The sequence below is a fragment of the Actinophytocola sediminis genome, from assembly GCF_054779715.1.
This window is the reverse complement of record NZ_BAAGXS010000005.1, coordinates 33,363-48,591: the sequence shown is the minus strand read 5'-3', so window position 1 is coordinate 48,591 and position 15,229 is coordinate 33,363. Positions and strand designations below refer to the sequence as shown.

The following is a 15,229-nucleotide window of genomic DNA, read 5'->3' as shown; positions in this document are numbered from 1 at the left end:
ACCCCATCCTCCGCCCGCGGCTCAGCGGAACACGAGCAGGGTCACCACCGACGCCCCACCGGCGATGATCAGGAACACGATCCCGTAGATCGACGGCTTGCGGCACCAGTGCGTATTACGGTCGATCGAGGCCCGGCCAGGACCGGTGAACAGCAGCACGAACGCGGCCGCCGCGTACACCATCTCCAGCTCGACGCCACCGAGGAACAGGTTCCAGTCGCCCTTCACGACGATGACGTTGGCCATCACCGCGAGCACCGCGGCCGCCCCCGCCGGCGTGAACAGGCCGACGACGAGCAGCGCACCGCCAACGGTCTCGCTGAGCGCCAGCACCCAGGCGAGGATCTTCGGCTCGGTGAAGTCGAATCCGGTGAGCATCTGCTCGATGCCGTCCATGCCACCGGAGTCGGTGAACCACCCGAACAACTTGTCCAGGCCGTGCACGACGAACAACCCGCCGAGCACCAGCCGCAGCACCAACAGGCCGAAGTCAAGCCCGCCGTGCCACTTGACGCGCCGGTCCGGCTCGTCGAACGCACTGCCGAAGTCGTCGTCGTCATCGTTGTCGAAAGTCGAACTCCCCGGGATCATCGTGGTCGGCGAGGAGTAGCCGGCATCGTCGTACATCGACGAGTCCGACGAGGACTGGCCGGCGAAACCCAGATCCTCGGTGTCGGCGTTGTATCGGCCGCTATCCGCGTAACCGCCCGCGGCCCGAGGGCGGTTGTCGTCAGTAGTCACCCCGCGCAGGGTAGGGCATTGCCGGGAGTAATCACCCGAACGGTCGATGTCAGTACTCGCCGTGCACCAGGTTCGCCGGCCGCGCACCACTCGCGAACCTGGCGACCTCCTCGGCCACCACCGCATACGCCCGCCTGCGGACGTCGAACACGCTGCCGGCCACGTGCGGGGTGAGCAACAGCCCGGGCGCGGTCCACAGGGGGTGATCCGCCGGCAACGGCTCGGGGTCGGTGACGTCCAACGCCGCCAGCAGCCGCCCGCTGGTCAGCTCCGCCAACAGCGCCTCGGTGTGCACGACCTTGCCCCGCGCGGCGTTGACCAGCACCGCACCGTCGGGCATCCGCGCGAGGAACTCCGCGTCGACCAGCCCGGTCGTGCGCGCGGTCAGCGGCACCATGAGCACCACCGCGTCGTGCTCGCCGAGCAGGTCGGGCACCTCGTCGATGCCGTGCACCCCCGCCCTGGCCCGGGTGCCGACCAACGTCGCGGTCGCGTCGCCGGCCTCCAGCCTGCGCCGCATCCGCTGGCCGAGGTCACCGGCACCGAGCACCAGCACCCGCTTGTCCTGCAACGTGTCGGTCGGCCGGCGGGTCCAGTCGCGCGCCTGCCGGGCCCACTCGAACGGGATCAGCTCCCGGTAGACCGCGATCAGCGCGCCGAGCGCCCATTCCGCCGTACTTCCGCCGTGCGCCCCGCGCGCGGTCGACAGCAGCACCCGTTCCGGGATGCGGCCGACCCAGTTCTCCGCGCCGGTGGTCTGCAGCTGGATCAGCCGCAGGCTCGGCAGTTGCGCCACGTACACGGCCGGATCGACCTCGGACAGGAAGCTCGGCACGAGCACGTCGGCGTCGGTGGGCAGCGGCCGTTCGGGGTCGTAGCGGACCACGGTGATGCCGTCGATCCCGGCCAGCGCGGCCACGCCCTCATCGTCGGGCACCAGGACAGTGATCGTCACGATCGCCCAGCCTCTCACGTGCGATTCACTCGTGGTCACCTAGCTTGGGGACATGGCGGTCTGGTGGCGAAGGCTGATGGCGACGGTGACCGTCGGTGGTGTACTGGTCACCGTTGGCTGCGCCACGGTCGCCGAGCAGCCGGAGGACTGGCGCCCGCAGGAGGAGATCCAGCCGCAGGCCGCCCCGGAGCCGCAGAACCCGGACGGCGGATCGAGCAGCGGCCCCGGCGGCGCCGGAGGACAACCGCCGCCGTCGCAGGTCCCGCCGCCGGACGGCTGCACCGACTTCCACCCCGCCGTGATCGCCACCTGCCTCAACCAGCTCACCGCGGTCGCCGCGCTGCCCGGCGACGGCCGGGACCCGTCCGCGCTGGTCGGCGAGCGCACCACCGGCCGGATCCTGCGGGTGAAGAAGGACGTCGCGCCGGAGGTCGTCGCGGTGGCCCCGGTCGACGCATCCACCGACGGCGGTCTGACCGGGCTCGCGCTGTCCCCGACCTACGCCGAGGACCAGCTGATCTTCGCCTACCTCAGCACGCCGACCGACAACCGGCTGGTGCGCATCGCCCCCGGCGACACCCCGAAGCCGGTGCTCACCGGCATCCCGCGCGGCGCCACCGGCAACCGGGGCGCACTGGCCGTCGACCATCGCGGCGCGCTGCTGCTGGCCACCGGCGACGCGGGCAACCCCGCGCTGGCCGCCGACCCGAAGTCCCTCGCCGGCAAGGTGCTGCGACTGGACGCCAACGGCCGCCCCGCGCCGGACAACCCCGACCCGGCCACCGCGGTGATCGCCAGCGGCCTGCGCACCCCCGGCGGCGTGTGCGCCTCGCTCGACGGCTCCCGGATGTGGGTCACCGACCAGGGCGCCGACCGCGACCTGCTCTACCTGCTCCAGCCGGGCGAGCCGATGTCCGCGCCGGCGTGGAGCTGGCCGGACCGGCCGGGCGTCGCCGGCTGCGCGTCCACGCCGAACGCCCTGTGGGTGGCGACCGCGCGCACCGGCAGCCTGCAGACCCTGCCGATCGCCGAGGACGGCTCGTTCTCCGGCAAACCGGTCGTCAACCTGGCCAAAGAAGACGGCTTCGGCCTGCTCAGTGGCATGGATCTGGTGAACGAGCAGGTGGCGATCGGCGGCACGATCAACAAGGGCGCCGGCGGCCAGCCGGTGTCCAGCGACGACCGCGCGGTGACCATCCTGATGACCAACAGCAGCGGCAGCGGCGGCCCGGACTAGCCGCCTCTGTGTGCGTTCCGTATGGCGGGCTTTCGTAACGTGGTCACCCGGTGATCAGCCACGGCCAACGAGGGGTGCCGTCTGGGCGATCACCGGCAACCCTCGTTCCATCCAAGGAGCAGCACACTCGTGTGCACGTGGTTGCCCGCCGGTGGCGAGTACGCCACGGCGGTCAGGTAGCTGACGGGGAACGGGCGCCGGACACGCAGGGGACATCCGGCTCCCGCCCCCGATCAGGCCTGGTCAGGTTCAGCAGCAGCACGTACAGGGTCTGGGCGTTGGCGTCGCGGGGGTCGGCCAGCGTCTCGGCCTCCGCCAGCGCGGCCGCGGCGGCGCCCCGCTCCCCCAGCGCCTCGTGCGCCGCCGCCAGCAGCCGCAGGGTGACCGTCGCCGAGGACAGGCTGCCCATCGCCCGGTACTCGCGCACACACCGGCGCAGCTCGGGCACCGCCTCGGCCGCCCGCCCGTCGCCCACCCAGCTCGCGGCGATCGCCCGGGTGCCGGACAGCACCCGGGGCAGCTCGTTGATCTCCCGCGCGATCGCCCGGCTCTCCTCGAACGCCGCCACCGCGAGCGCCCGCTCCCCTCGGCCGGCGTGGATCGCGCCGAGTGTGCGCAGTCCCCTGGCCAGCGCGGACCGCGCGGTGGTCGAGCGCAGCAGCGACACCGCCTCCCGCGCCGCGTCGGCCGCCGCGTCCAGTGCCCCGGTCAGCGCGAGGCTCCACGACAGGCTCTGCAGCGCGGGCGCCACCCGCCGGGACGTGCCGGCCGCTCGTGCCCTGGCGACCGCGGCGGTGTCGATGCGCACCGACTCGACCAGCCTGCCCATCCGGTTCAGTGCCGCCGACCTGGTCCTGGGCACCGACGCCGCGCCGAGCTCGTCGGCCGGCAGGGTCGCGAACAGCTCCTCGGCCTCGTCGACCAGCCGCAGCGACTCCTCCGGTTCGCCGAGCCCGATCAGGCAGTTCGCCAGGTTGGTCCGCACCCAGGCCAGTGCCTGCCGGTCGCCGAGCTCGGCCAACTGGGCCGCGCAGCACCGGTAGGCCGCGACCGCCTCCGTGTACTGGCCGCGCACGTGCAGCAGCAACGCGAGCACCGCCGCCGCCCTGGCCGCGACCTCGGGGTCCCCGGCCCTGGTCAGGGTCTGCGCACAGGTCCGCAGGTCCGCGTAGTGCCCGTGCAGCCACAGGTGTCTGGCGAACCGTTCGAAGATCAGCCAGGCCGCGCGGTACTGGTGGACCCGGCACAGCACGCCGATGCCCTGCACGAGCACCGGCCGCTCGGTGGCGAACCAGGCGTCCGGCTCGGCGAGCAGCCGCCGTTCGGTGTCCCCGGCCAGCGGCGAGGTCACCGGCTCGCCGGTCAGGTCGGGCAGCGGCGCGACCCTGGGCAGCCGGCGCGCGGCCGAGTCGACCAGCGCGAGCACGGCGCCCACAAACCGGTCGCTGGCCGCGCGCCTGGCCGCCAGCCCGTCGGCGCGCAGCGCCAGCTCCCTGGCGTAGGCGCGGACCAGGTCGTGCATCTGGTAGCGCGGCTCGCCGGTGCCGTCGGCCCCGGCCGGTTGCAGCAGGCTCGACTCGACCAGCTCCTCGACCGGCCCGTCGGCGTCCCGGCGCAGCACGTCGATCGCCCACGCCGGCAGGTCGTCGAGGTCGACGATGCCGATGAGCTGGAAGGTCTCCTGGGCGGCCTGGCTCAGCGCGCGGTAGCTCAGCGCGATGCTGGAGCGGACCTGCAGGTCGCTGACGGTCAGCTCGTCGAGCCGGCACAGCTCGTCCTCCAGCCGGTCGGCCAGCGTGCCGATCCCCAGCTGGGGCCGCAGCGCCAGCCGGGTGCCGGCGATGCGCAACGCCAGCGGCAGGTTCCCGCACGCGGCGACGATCCTGGCGGCGTCGGCCGGCTGGCCGGTCACCCGCTCGCCGGCGATCCGCGCCAGCAGCCGGCCGGCCTCGGCGTCGGTGAACGGCTCGACGGTGGCCCGGTGCGCGCCGACCAGCCCGGACAGCCGCTGCCTGCTGGTGACCAGGACCGCGCTGGTCGAGGTGCCCGGCAGCAGCGGACGGACCTGCGCGGGGTCGGCGGCGTCGTCCAGCACGACCAGCACCCGGCGGTCGGCCAGCCGGCTGCGCAACACCGCCGCCTTGGCCTGCAGGTCGTCGGGGATCGCCGGGCCGGTGACACCCAGCGAGCGGAGCAGGTCGGTGAGCACGCCGTCGACGCCGCGCGGCCGGGTGGCGCCGGCGAGGTGGGCGTAGAGCTGGCCGTCGGGGAACGCGGCGCGCAGCCGGTGGGCCACCCGGACCGCGAGCGTCGACTTGCCGACCCCCGGCTCACCGGTGAGCACGACCAGGGGCGCGTGCGCGAACAACGCGACCAGCCCGTCGACCTCCCGGTCCCGGCCGGAGAAGTCGGCGACGTCGGCCGGCAGCTGGCAGACCGGCCAGTCCGGCTCGTCGCCCGGTGCGCCGTCCTCACCGCGCAGTACGTCGGTGTGCACGCCGCGCAGCTCGGCGCCCGGCTCGATGCCGGTCTCCTCGATCAGGGTGGCGCGGGCGCGCCGGTAGGCCTCCAGCGCGTCCGCGCGCCGGCCGCAGCGGTGCAGGGCGACCATCAGCAGCGCGGTGAGCCGCTCGCGCAGCGGGTGTTCGGCGACCATCGCCTGTAGTTCACCGACCAGCTCGGCGTCCCGGCCCTCGGCCAGCTCGGCCGCGACGCAGTCCTCGAACACCGCGAGGCGCTCCAGCTCCAGCCTGGTCACGTCGGCGTCCAGTGCCGGCACGTGCAGGTCGGCGACCGGCCGGCCGCGCCACTGGGCCAGTGCCGCCCGCAGGTGTCTGGCCGCGGCGGCCGGGTCGCCAGCGCGCGCGGCGCGGCGACCCAGCCGGGCCTCGGTGGTGAACACCAGCAGGTCCAGGTCGTCGTGGTCGACGTCGAGCCGGTAGCCGTTGCCGGCCCGGTCGATCACCGGCCCGATGCGCTCCCGCAACCGGGAGACGTAGGTGTGCAGGTTCGACGCGTAGGACTTGGGCGGCAGGTCCGGCCAGAGCGCGTCGACCAGCCGCTCGGTCGGCACCTGCTCGCCCGCGTGGAACAGCAGCATGGCGAGCAGCGTGCGCTGCCGGTCGCCGCGCAGACGCAGCCACTCGCCGTCCCGCCCGACCGCGCGCAGCGGTCCCAGTACGCCGAATCGCACCGTCAACCGGTGCAGCGTTCCAGGATCAGCTCGCGCACCCGCTTGGCGTCCGCCTGGCCCTTGGTCGCCTTCATCACCGCGCCGACGATCGCGCCGGCCGCAGCCACCTTGCCGCCCCGGATCTTGTCCGCGACGTCGGGCTGGCTGGCCAGCGCCTCGTCGATCGCGGCGTAGAGGGCGGTGTCGTCGGAGACCACGGCCAGCCCGCGCCGCTCGACGATCTCGTCCGGCGCACCCTCGCCGGCGAGCACGCCGTCGACGACCTCCCTGGCCAGCTTGTTGGTCAGCTTGCCCTCGGTGACCAGCACGGCCACCCGGCCGACCTGGGCCGGGGTGATCGGCAGCTCGGCGAGCTCGACGGCCCGGGAGTTCGCCTCCTGGGACAGGTAGTTGACCCACCACGAGCGGGCCTGGTCGGGGGTGGCGCCCGCGTCGACGGTGGCCGCGACCAGGTCGATCGCGCCCGCGTTGACCAGGTCGCGCAGTTCGAGGTCGGACAGCCGCCAGTCGGCCTGGATGCGCTTGCGGCGCTCCCACGGCATCTCCGGCAGCGTCGTGCGCAGCTGCGCGACCCACTCCACCGAGGGCGCCATCGGCACCAGGTCCGGCTCGGGGAAGTAGCGGTAGTCCTCGGAGGTCTCCTTGCGCCGCCCGGCCGAGGTGCTGCCGGTCGACTCGTCGAAGTGCCTGGTCTCCTGCACGATCTCGCCGCCGGCGGTGAGCACGGCGCCCTGGCGGGTCATCTCGTAGCTCACCGCGCGCTCGACGCTGCGCAGCGAGTTGACGTTCTTGGTCTCGGTGCGGGTGCCGAACACCGTGGTGCCGCGCGGCATCAGCGACACGTTCGCGTCACAGCGCAGCGATCCCTGGTCCATCCGCACGTCGGACACGTCCAGCCCGCGCAACAGGTCCCGCAGCGCGGTCACGTACGCGCGGGCGACCTCCGGCGCGCGGGCGCCGGTGCCCACGATCGGCTTGGTGACGATCTCGACCAGCGGCACGCCCGCCCGGTTGTAGTCCAGCAGGGAGTGCTCCGCGCCGTGGATGCGCCCGGTCGCGCCGCCGACGTGCAGCGACTTGCCGGTGTCCTCCTCCATGTGCGCGCGCTCGATGCCGACCTCGACCACCGTGCCGTCGGCCAGTTCCAGGTTCAGCGAGCCGTTGAACGCGATCGGCTCGTCGTACTGCGAGGTCTGGAAGTTCTTCGGCATGTCCGGGTAGAAGTAGTTCTTCCTGGCGAACCGGCACCACTGCGCGATCTCGCAGCCAAGCGAGAGTCCGATCCGGATCGCCGACTCGACCGCCTTGCCGTTGACCACCGGCAGCGCGCCGGGCAGGCCCAGGCACACCGGGCAGACCTGGGTGTTGGGCTCGGCGCCGAACGCGGTCGGGCAGCCGCAGAACATCTTGGTGTTGGTGGACAGTTCGACGTGCACCTCGAGCCCGAGCACCGGGTCGAAGCGCTCGAGCACCTCGTCGTAGTCCAGAAGGTCCACAGTGGACAGACTCATCGGGCGACCTCCAGCTCCGGCACGCGGTTGATCAACGAGCCGCCGTCGGCGGCGTCCCTGGCGAACTCGTAGGCGGCGGCCACCCGGTACATCCGCTGCTCCTGCAACGCGGGGGCCATGACCTGCAGGCCGACCGGCATACCGTCCTCATCGGACAGTCCGGCCGGGACGCTCATCGCGGGCGTGCCGGCGAGGTTGGCCGGGATCGTGCACAGGTCGGCCCGGTACATGGCCACCGGGTCGTCGATCCGTTCGCCGATGCGGAACGCGGTCGTCGGCGTGGTCGGCGAGACCAGCACGTCGACGTCGGCGAAGGCCCGCTCGAAGTCGCGCGAGATCAGCGTGCGCACCTTCTGCGCCTGGCCGTAGTAGGCGTCGTAGTAGCCGGAGGACAGCGCGTAGGTGCCGACCATGATGCGCCGCTTGACCTCCTCGCCGAAGCCGGCCTCGCGGGTCAGCGCCATGACCTGCTCGGCGCTGTTGCCCTGCTGGTCGCCGACCCGCAGGCCGTAGCGCATCGCGTCGAACCTGGCCAGGTTCGACGACGCCTCGCTCGGCGCGATCAGGTAGTAGGCGGGCAGCGCGTAGTCGAAGTGCGGGCAGGAGACCTCGACCACGTCCGCGCCGAGCTGGCGCAGTTGGGCCACGGCCTGCTCGAACGCGCCGAGCACCCCGGCCTGGTACCACTCGCCGGTGAACTCGCGCACCACGCCGATCCGCACCCCGCGCAGGTCACCGCCGGCGCCGGCACGGGCCGCGGCCACCACCGGCGGCACCGGCGCGTCGATCGAGGTGGAGTCGGCCGGGTCGTAGCCGGCGATCACCTCGTGCAGCAGCGCCGCGTCCAGCACGGTGCGCGCGCACGGCCCGCCCTGGTCGAGCGAGGAGGAGAACGCGACCAGGCCGTAGCGCGAGACCCCGCCGTAGGTCGGCTTGACGCCGACCGTGCCGGTGACCGACGCGGGCTGGCGGATCGAGCCGCCGGTGTCGGTGCCGATCGCCAGCGGCGCCTCGAAGGCGGCCAGCGAGGCCGACGAGCCGCCGCCGGAGCCGCCGGGGATCCGGTCGAGGTCCCACGGGTTGCGGGTGGGACCGAACGCGGAGTTCTCCGTGGAGGAGCCCATCGCGAACTCGTCCATGTTGGTCTTGCCGAGCACGACGATGCCGGCCGCGCGCAGCCTGCTGGTGACCGTCGCGTCGTAGGGCGGGACCCAGTTCTCCAGGATCCGCGACCCGCAGGTGGTCGGGATGTCCTTGGTGGCGAACACGTCCTTGAGCGCCAGCGGCACCCCGGCCAGCGGCGAGGCGACCGGCCGGCCGGCGGCCACGTCCTGGTCGACCGCGTCGGCCGCGGCCAGCGCGCCCTCGGTGTCCACGTGCAGGAAGGCGTGCACGGTCGGGTCGATCGCGGCGATCCGGTCCAGGTGGGCCTGCGTGACCTCCACCGAGGACAGTTCGCCGGCGTGGATCTTCGCGGCCAACTCAGCAGCGGTCTTCCGAACCAACGGGGTCATGCTTCTTCTCCCAGGATGCGGGGGACGCGGAAGCGTCCGTCCTCGACGGCGGGGGCGCCGGCCAGTGCCTGCTGCTGGGTCAGGCCGGGGCGGATCTCGTCTGCCCGGTAGACGTTGCGCAGCGGAACGGCGTGCGAGGTCGGCGGAATGTCCTCGGCCGCCACCTCGCCGACCCTGGCCACCGACTGGAGGATGACGTCCAGCTGACCGGCGAACTTGTCCAGTTCGTCCTCGGTGACAGCTAGCCTGGCCAGGCGAGCGAGGTGGGCGACCTCCTCGCGGGAGATGTTGGGCACTGGACGAACTCCCTGCGTATGTGCTGAGTTTGGTGGACCGAGTCTATTTCGAGTGCCTGGCGCGACCCGAACGGGTTGTTCGGGCTGCAAAGCTGGCCGGTGCCGCTGTCGGCGGATCCCGGCACGTGGACGGCAGGCGCGGGGCGCATCTCGCGTCTGCGAGAATCGTCGGCCGGCACGAGACTAGGAGGCGTTCGCCTTGTCCTTCCTGATCCGGGTTCAGCTCCCGGACGTCCCGGGGGCGCTGGGCGCGGTCGCGACCGCGCTCGGTGAGATCGGGGCAGACATCCTGAGCGTGGACGTGGTGGAACGAAACTCCGGCCAAGCGATCGACGACCTCGTCGTCGAGTTGCCGAAGGGCCGGTTGCCCGACGCGCTGATCACCGCGGCGGAGTCGGTGAGCAATGTCGAGGTCGACGCGGTTCGACCCTACGCCGGCGTGCTGGACACCCACCGCGAGCTTGAGCTGGTGGAGGACGTCGCCGGCAAACCGGACCAGGGCTTAGCCATCTTCACCGAGGGCGTGCCGCGGATCGTGCGCGCGGGCTGGGCGATGGTGGTCGGCCCCGGTGACGAGGGGGCGCGAACGCTCACCGCGAGCACGGCGGCCCCGCAGCTGAAGGTGCTGGACCTGCCGTGGCTGCCGTTGGGCCGGGCGACCGTGCTCGACGGCGAGGAGAGCTGGGTGCCCGAGACCTGGCGGGAGCTGGGCACCGAGCTGGCGGCCACGCCGCTGGGCAAGCCGGAGCGGGTGCTGCTGGTCGGCAGGCCGGGCGGGCCGCAGTTCCGGGCGGCCGAGGTGGCCCGGCTCGCGCACCTGGCGGGCATCATCGCGGTGGTGCTGTCGGGCTAGTCACATTCTGATTAGTCAACAATGTGACTATGGTCGGGGCGTGGCCCTGCGACATGCCGTGCTGGCGGCGCTGCTGGACGGCGAGTACAGCGGCTACCAGCTGGCGAAGGCGTTCGACGTCGGCGTGGCGAACTTCTGGCACGCGCTGCCCCAGCAGCTGTACGCGGAGCTGACCAAGCTGGAGCGCGCCGGGCTGGTCGCCGGCCGCGAGGTGGTCCAGGAAACCCGCCCGACCAAACGGCTGTTCACGGTGACGCCGGCGGGGGTGGCGGAGCTGACCCGCTGGGCGGCGACCCCGGCCAAACCGTCGTTCATCCGCGACGACCTCCTGGTGAAGGTCCAGGGCATCGACGCGGTCGCGGTCCCCGGCGTGCTCGCCCAGCTCGACGAGCGGGTGGTGATGGCCGAGGCCAAGATCCGGATCTTCGGCGACCTGCTGGCCAGGATGCGTGGCGACCTGTCCGAGGAGCGGTTCCTGCGCGATGGCGAGCGGATCGGCCCGTACCTGACCTGCCTGCGGGGGCTGCGGTTCGAGCGGGAGCACCGGGACTGGTGCGCGGAGGTGGCGACGGTACTGCGGGCACGGGAGGCGCGATGTACGAGCGGTATGTAGCTCTTGGGGACAGCCAGACCGAGGGGATGATGGACTGGGACCCGGGGCGCGGCGAGTACCTTGGCTGGGCCGACCGGCTGGCCGCCGCGCTGGCGGCGGCGAACCCGGAGCTGCGGTACGCGAACCTGGCGGTGCGCGGGCGGCGCGCCTGGGAGGTGCGCCAGGAGCAGCTGGCCTCGGCGGTGGCCATGCGCCCGGACCTGGCCTCGGTGATGGCCGGCGTGAACGACCTGTTGCGCCGGCGGTTCGATCCCTCGGCGGTGGCCGATGAGCTGGCGGCGATGTTCGCGGCGCTGGTCGGGGTCGGGGCGCGGGTACTGACGGTGGTGTTCCCCGATCCGGCGCGACTGGCGCCGGCCGGGCGGTTGCTGTCGGCGCGGACGGTGGCGTTGAACGCGGCGATCCGGGCGGCGGCCGCGCCGCACGGGGTGACCGTGGTGGATCTGACGGCCTATCCGATCTGTACGGACCCTCGGCTGTGGAGTGCGGACCGGTTGCACCTCAACGAGTTGGGGCACGCACGGATGGCGGCCGCGGCCGCGCACGCGCTCGAGTTACCCGGCAGCGACCTGACGTGGACGGATTCCCTCACCCCACAACCGAAGCCGACGGCCTGGCGGCGGGTGGACACGGAACTGCGCTGGACCGCGAGCTTCGCCGGCCCGTGGATCATGCGCCGACTACGCGGCCAGTCCTCCGGCGACGGCCGGGTGGCCAAACGCCCGGACCTCACGCCGGTCCTCGGTGCGGAGTGATCGCGGTGGCCTTGAAGAAGGTGTAGTTGAACGTGCCGCCGGGATCGGCCGTGTGGCGGAGGTCGGCGATGCCGGTGGCCCACTCCTGCTCGGTCATCAGCCCGGCGGCGATGGCCCGCGCGCGCACCGGCTCGATCATGGCGACGAACGTGTTGCGGGTGAAGCCGTCCACCAGTGCCGGCCGGGAGTCGTCGACGTAGACCACGCGGGGGGTGACGGTCACGTCGTGGTAGCCGGCGGCGGTCAGCAGTGGGTGGAGTTGGCGGCCGAGCAGTGCGTCGCCGGGTTGGAGGCGTACCAGGCAGTCGATCGTGCGCTGGGCGAGTTCGCTGTGCGGGTGGAAGTAGGCCGAGCCGTGGTCGCCCTCGATCACGGTGATCGTGCCGCCGGGACGCAACACCCGGTGCAGTGCGCGCAACGCCCGCGTCGGGTCGGGCAGGTGCTCCAGCACGAAGCACACGAAGAGGTGGTCGAACTCGTTGTCGGCGAAGGGAAGTGCGTGCAGGTCGGCCTGCTGCCAGCGCACCCGCTCGCCGACCCGCGCCCGCGCGACGGCCAGCGAGTCGGCCGACACGTCGACGGCGGTGAGCTCGGCGCCGGGGCTGGACGCGAGCAGGTGGACGGTCTGCGCGCCGACGCCGCAGCCCACCTCGAGCACCGTGCTCCCCGGCGGGTAGCCGGTGTCGCCGTGCAGCAGCTGGGCCAGGGTGTCGGCCTGGTCGTCCAGCCGGCGGGCCTCGAGCGCGGAATAGCCGTGTACGTAACGGGTCGCGGTGTCCATGGGGTCAACCCTGCCCGCCTGGTGGCACACCGAACAGGTCCACAGTCGGACCCGCTAACTGGACCACTCAGCGGTCGAGGCGGAAGGTGAGCAGGACTTCGTGGCCGTTCGGGCTCCAGTCCCGCTCCGGCGTGCGCTGGAAGCCGAACCGGCGGTAGAGGCGGTGGGCGGCGGTCATTCCCTGTTGGCTGCTGAGCATCACCGCGCCAAGGCCCAGTTCCGCCGCCCGGTCGATGACCGCCAGCACGAGTGCCTCACCCACGCCCCGGCCGCGCGCCGAGGAGGCCACCGCGAGCATGCGGAACTCCAACTCCGCCGGCTCGGCCACGTTGACCAGCGGGGAACCGGGTGGCGCGATCGTGACCGTGCCGAGGATCGAGCCGTCCGGGTCCACCGCGACCAGTAACTCCGCGTCGTGGAACCGCGAGGTCGCGTCGGCCAGGGTCGCCGCGTAGTCGTCCTCGGCCGCGACGAAGCCCTCGGCCACGTAGGTCCGCACCGTCAGCCGGCCGACCTCGGGCACCTCGTCGGCCCCCGCCCGCCGAACCACGAACCGGCCCGCCTCCCCGGGGTTAACTGCCGTAGTCACGTTGAGCTGTGTTCCTCCTGTGCCGCACGTGTCGATGGCTCCCCTTAGGTGCGGTTGAGAGCCGCGTGGCTCACTCATCTGCTTGTTCCCCGATCGTGGCTGTGGCGGTGGCCGCTTCCGGGCCCTGGTCGAGCAGGACGGCGAAGCCGTCCTCGTCCAGCACCGGGACCTTGAGCTGGATCGCCTTGTCGTGTTTGCTGCCGGGGGCCTCGCCGACCACCACGAACGCGGTCTTCTTCGACACCGAGCCGACCGCCTTGCCCCCGCGCGCCAGGATCGCCTCCTTGGCCTCGTCGCGGGAGAAGGTGCGCAGCGAACCGGTCACCACGATCGACAACCCGTCCAGGTTCCTGGGAATCGACTCGTCGCGCTCCTCGGCCATCCGCACGCCCGCGCGTGCCCACTTCTCGACGATCTCGCGCCGCCACGGGGTGTCGAACCACTCGCGCACCGCCGCCACGATCGTCGGGCCGACGCCCTCCGCGGCGGCCAGCTCCTCGTCGGTCGCGGCCATGATCCTGGGCAGGGAACCGAACTCCTGGGCCAGCGCGCGCGCCGCGGTCGGCCCGACGTGGCGGATCGACAGCGCCACCAGGACCTTCCACAGTGGACGCTGCTTGACCGTGTCCAGGTTGTGCAACAGCTTCTGGCCGTTGGCCGACAGCGTGCCGGCCTTGGTGCGGAACAGTTCCACCGACAGCAGCGCCTGCTCGTCGAGGTCGAACAGGTCGCCCTCGTCGCCGAGCACGCCGGAGTCGATCAGCGCGACCGCCGCCTCGTAGCCGAGCACCTCGATGTCCAGCGCGGACCGGCCGCCGATGTAGGACAGCCGCTCGGTGCGCTGGCCGGGACAGCCCTGCGCGTTGGGGCAGCGGATGTCGGCGTCGCCCTCCTTCTCGTAGGCCAGGTACGTGCCGCACGAGGGGCAGCGGTCGGGCATGGACCACTCGTGCTCGGTGCCGGTGCGCGCGTCGACGACCGGGCCGAGCACCTCCGGGATCACGTCGCCCGCCTTGCGGATCACCACCCGGTCGCCGATCAGCACGCCCTTGCGCCTGACCTCGCTCGCGTTGTGCAGCGTGGCCAGCGCGACCGTCGAGCCGGCCACCTTCACCGGATCCATCACCGCGAACGGGGTCACCCGGCCGGTGCGGCCGACGTTGACCTGGATGTCCAGCAGCGTGGTGGTCGCCTCCTCCGGCGGGTACTTGTAGGCGATGGCCCAGCGGGGCGCGCGCGAGGTCGAGCCGAGCCGCCGCTGCGCGGAGACCTCGTCCACCTTGACCACGATGCCGTCGATCTCGTGCTCGACGTCGTGGCGGTGGGCGCCCCAGTACTCGATATGGGCGAACAGGTCGGCGCGCGTCGTGATCACCTTCGCGTGCGCGGACACCGGCAGGCCCCACGCGGCCAGCGCCCGGTACGCGTCGGACTGGCGGGCCGGCTCGAAGCCCTCGCGCCGGCCGAGGCCGTGGCAGATCAGCCGCAGCGGGCGGCTCGCGGTGACCTTCGGGTCCTTCTGCCGCAACGAGCCCGCCGCGGTGTTGCGCGGGTTGGCGAACGCCGGCTTGCCGGCCTCGACCAGCTTCGCGTTCAGCTCGGTGAAGTCGGTGACGGTGAAGAACACCTCGCCGCGGATCTCGACCAGCCCGGGCACCGGGAACTCGGCGGTGCCGGTGAGCTGGTCGGGCACGCCGCGCATGGTGCGCACGTTGAGCGTGACGTCCTCGCCGGTGCGACCGTCGCCCCTGGTGAGCGCGCGGACCAGGCGCCCGTCGCGGTAGAGCAGGTTGATCGCCAGGCCGTCGATCTTGAGCTCGCACAGGTACGGCGTCGGGCCGAGCTCCTTCTCCACCCGGTCGACCCAGGCGCCGAGCTCGTCGGCGTCGAAGGTGTTGTCCAGGCTGAGCATCCGCTCCAGGTGGTCGACGGCGACGAACTCGGTGGAGAACGTGCCGCCGACCCGCTGGCTCGGGGAGTCGGGGGTGACCAGGCCGGGGTGCCGCTCCTCGATGCTCAGCAGCTCGTGCCACAGCGTGTCGAACTCGCCGTCGGCGATGGTCGGGGAGTCGAGCACGTAGTAGCGGAAACGGTGGCCGTCGATCTCCTCGGCCAGGGCGAGATGCCGCTCCCGAACCGGCGTCGGCACGTCCTCGATGCCCTCTTGCTCACTGCCATCAACACTGGTCAC

At 72.5% G+C, this 15,229-nt stretch carries 13 protein-coding genes; 4 read left to right on the top strand and 9 right to left on the bottom strand.

Annotation, left to right across the window (positions count from 1 at the left end):
- Positions 1-21: 21 nt before the first annotated feature.
- Both ACYVIP_RS03145 and ACYVIP_RS03140 read right to left on the bottom strand, forming a co-directional pair.
- Positions 22-741 carry a DoxX family protein gene (locus ACYVIP_RS03145; RefSeq protein ID WP_460391745.1) on the bottom strand — a complete coding sequence of 240 codons (720 nt, stop codon included), beginning with the start codon at positions 739-741 and terminating at the stop codon, positions 22-24.
- A 49-nt stretch (positions 742-790) separates the two neighbouring features.
- On the bottom strand, positions 791-1,696 hold the full coding sequence (locus ACYVIP_RS03140) for a 2-hydroxyacid dehydrogenase (RefSeq protein ID WP_460391743.1): 906 nt from the start codon (positions 1,694-1,696) through the stop codon (positions 791-793).
- Between the two features lie 52 nt (positions 1,697-1,748).
- Between ACYVIP_RS03140 and ACYVIP_RS03135 the strand changes: the two genes are divergently transcribed.
- A complete protein-coding gene (locus ACYVIP_RS03135) occupies positions 1,749-2,933 on the top strand; it encodes a PQQ-dependent sugar dehydrogenase (RefSeq protein ID WP_460391741.1) in 1,185 nt (394 codons plus the stop codon).
- Between the two features lie 172 nt (positions 2,934-3,105).
- Here the strand turns inward: ACYVIP_RS03135 and ACYVIP_RS03130 are convergent, their stop codons facing one another.
- From ACYVIP_RS03130 to gatC, 4 genes are read right to left on the bottom strand one after another with little or no spacing between them, the layout of a single operon-like run.
- Entirely contained in the window at positions 3,106-6,126 is a 3,021-nt protein-coding gene (locus tag ACYVIP_RS03130) for an AfsR/SARP family transcriptional regulator (protein ID WP_460391941.1), read from the bottom strand.
- A 2-nt stretch (positions 6,127-6,128) separates the two neighbouring features.
- The gene (gatB, locus tag ACYVIP_RS03125; RefSeq protein WP_460391739.1) at positions 6,129-7,637 is read right to left on the bottom strand and encodes an Asp-tRNA(Asn)/Glu-tRNA(Gln) amidotransferase subunit GatB; all 1,509 of its coding nucleotides are present in this window, start codon (positions 7,635-7,637) and stop codon (positions 6,129-6,131) included.
- Positions 7,634-9,151 (bottom strand): Asp-tRNA(Asn)/Glu-tRNA(Gln) amidotransferase subunit GatA, encoded by a 1,518-nt coding sequence (gene gatA, locus ACYVIP_RS03120; RefSeq protein WP_460391737.1) that lies wholly within the window; start codon positions 9,149-9,151, stop codon positions 7,634-7,636. Before gatA ends, gatB begins: the two co-directional genes overlap by 4 nt.
- Complete coding sequence (gene gatC, locus ACYVIP_RS03115) at positions 9,148-9,447, bottom strand: Asp-tRNA(Asn)/Glu-tRNA(Gln) amidotransferase subunit GatC (RefSeq protein WP_460391735.1); 300 nt, start codon at positions 9,445-9,447, stop codon at positions 9,148-9,150. Before gatC ends, gatA begins: the two co-directional genes overlap by 4 nt.
- Before the next feature lie 199 nt (positions 9,448-9,646).
- On the opposite strand from gatC, the gene ACYVIP_RS03110 reads away from it, so the two are divergent.
- The 3 genes from ACYVIP_RS03110 to ACYVIP_RS03100 are packed head-to-tail and all read left to right on the top strand — an operon-like array spanning position 9,647 to position 11,668.
- Entirely contained in the window at positions 9,647-10,300 is a 654-nt protein-coding gene (locus ACYVIP_RS03110; protein WP_460391733.1) for an ACT domain-containing protein, read from the top strand.
- Positions 10,301-10,340: 40 nt separating this feature from the next.
- The gene (locus ACYVIP_RS03105; RefSeq protein WP_460391731.1) at positions 10,341-10,913 is read left to right on the top strand and encodes a PadR family transcriptional regulator; all 573 of its coding nucleotides are present in this window, start codon (positions 10,341-10,343) and stop codon (positions 10,911-10,913) included.
- A complete protein-coding gene (locus tag ACYVIP_RS03100) occupies positions 10,895-11,668 on the top strand; it encodes an SGNH/GDSL hydrolase family protein (protein ID WP_460391729.1) in 774 nt (257 codons plus the stop codon). The genes ACYVIP_RS03105 and ACYVIP_RS03100 overlap by 19 nt, the downstream gene beginning before the upstream one ends.
- Here ACYVIP_RS03100 and ACYVIP_RS03095 read toward each other — a convergent pair.
- From ACYVIP_RS03095 to ligA, 3 genes are all read right to left on the bottom strand, one after another.
- Positions 11,643-12,449, bottom strand: coding sequence for a methyltransferase domain-containing protein (locus tag ACYVIP_RS03095; RefSeq protein ID WP_460391727.1), 807 nt, complete (start codon positions 12,447-12,449; stop codon positions 11,643-11,645). The two genes, ACYVIP_RS03100 and ACYVIP_RS03095, sit on opposite strands and share 26 nt — an antisense overlap.
- 67 nt (positions 12,450-12,516) lie before the next feature.
- Positions 12,517-13,038, bottom strand: a complete 522-nt coding sequence (locus ACYVIP_RS03090) for a GNAT family N-acetyltransferase (protein WP_460391725.1) — start codon at positions 13,036-13,038, stop codon at positions 12,517-12,519.
- A 70-nt stretch (positions 13,039-13,108) separates the two neighbouring features.
- Positions 13,109-15,229 (bottom strand): NAD-dependent DNA ligase LigA, encoded by a 2,121-nt coding sequence (gene ligA, locus ACYVIP_RS03085; protein WP_460391723.1) that lies wholly within the window; start codon positions 15,227-15,229, stop codon positions 13,109-13,111.

Excerpts from the sequence above, each read along its gene's own strand:
- ACYVIP_RS03095 (WP_460391727.1), bottom strand. The coding sequence starts at position 12,449 with ATGGACACCGCGACCCGTTACGTACACGGCTATTCCGCGCTCGAGGCC.
- ACYVIP_RS03100 (WP_460391729.1), top strand. The coding sequence starts at position 10,895 with ATGTACGAGCGGTATGTAGCTCTTGGGGACAGCCAGACCGAGGGGATG.
- gatA (WP_460391737.1), bottom strand. The coding sequence starts at position 9,151 with ATGACCCCGTTGGTTCGGAAGACCGCTGCTGAGTTGGCCGCGAAGATC.
- gatB (WP_460391739.1), bottom strand. The coding sequence starts at position 7,637 with ATGAGTCTGTCCACTGTGGACCTTCTGGACTACGACGAGGTGCTCGAG.
- ACYVIP_RS03135 (WP_460391741.1), top strand. The coding sequence starts at position 1,749 with ATGGCGGTCTGGTGGCGAAGGCTGATGGCGACGGTGACCGTCGGTGGT.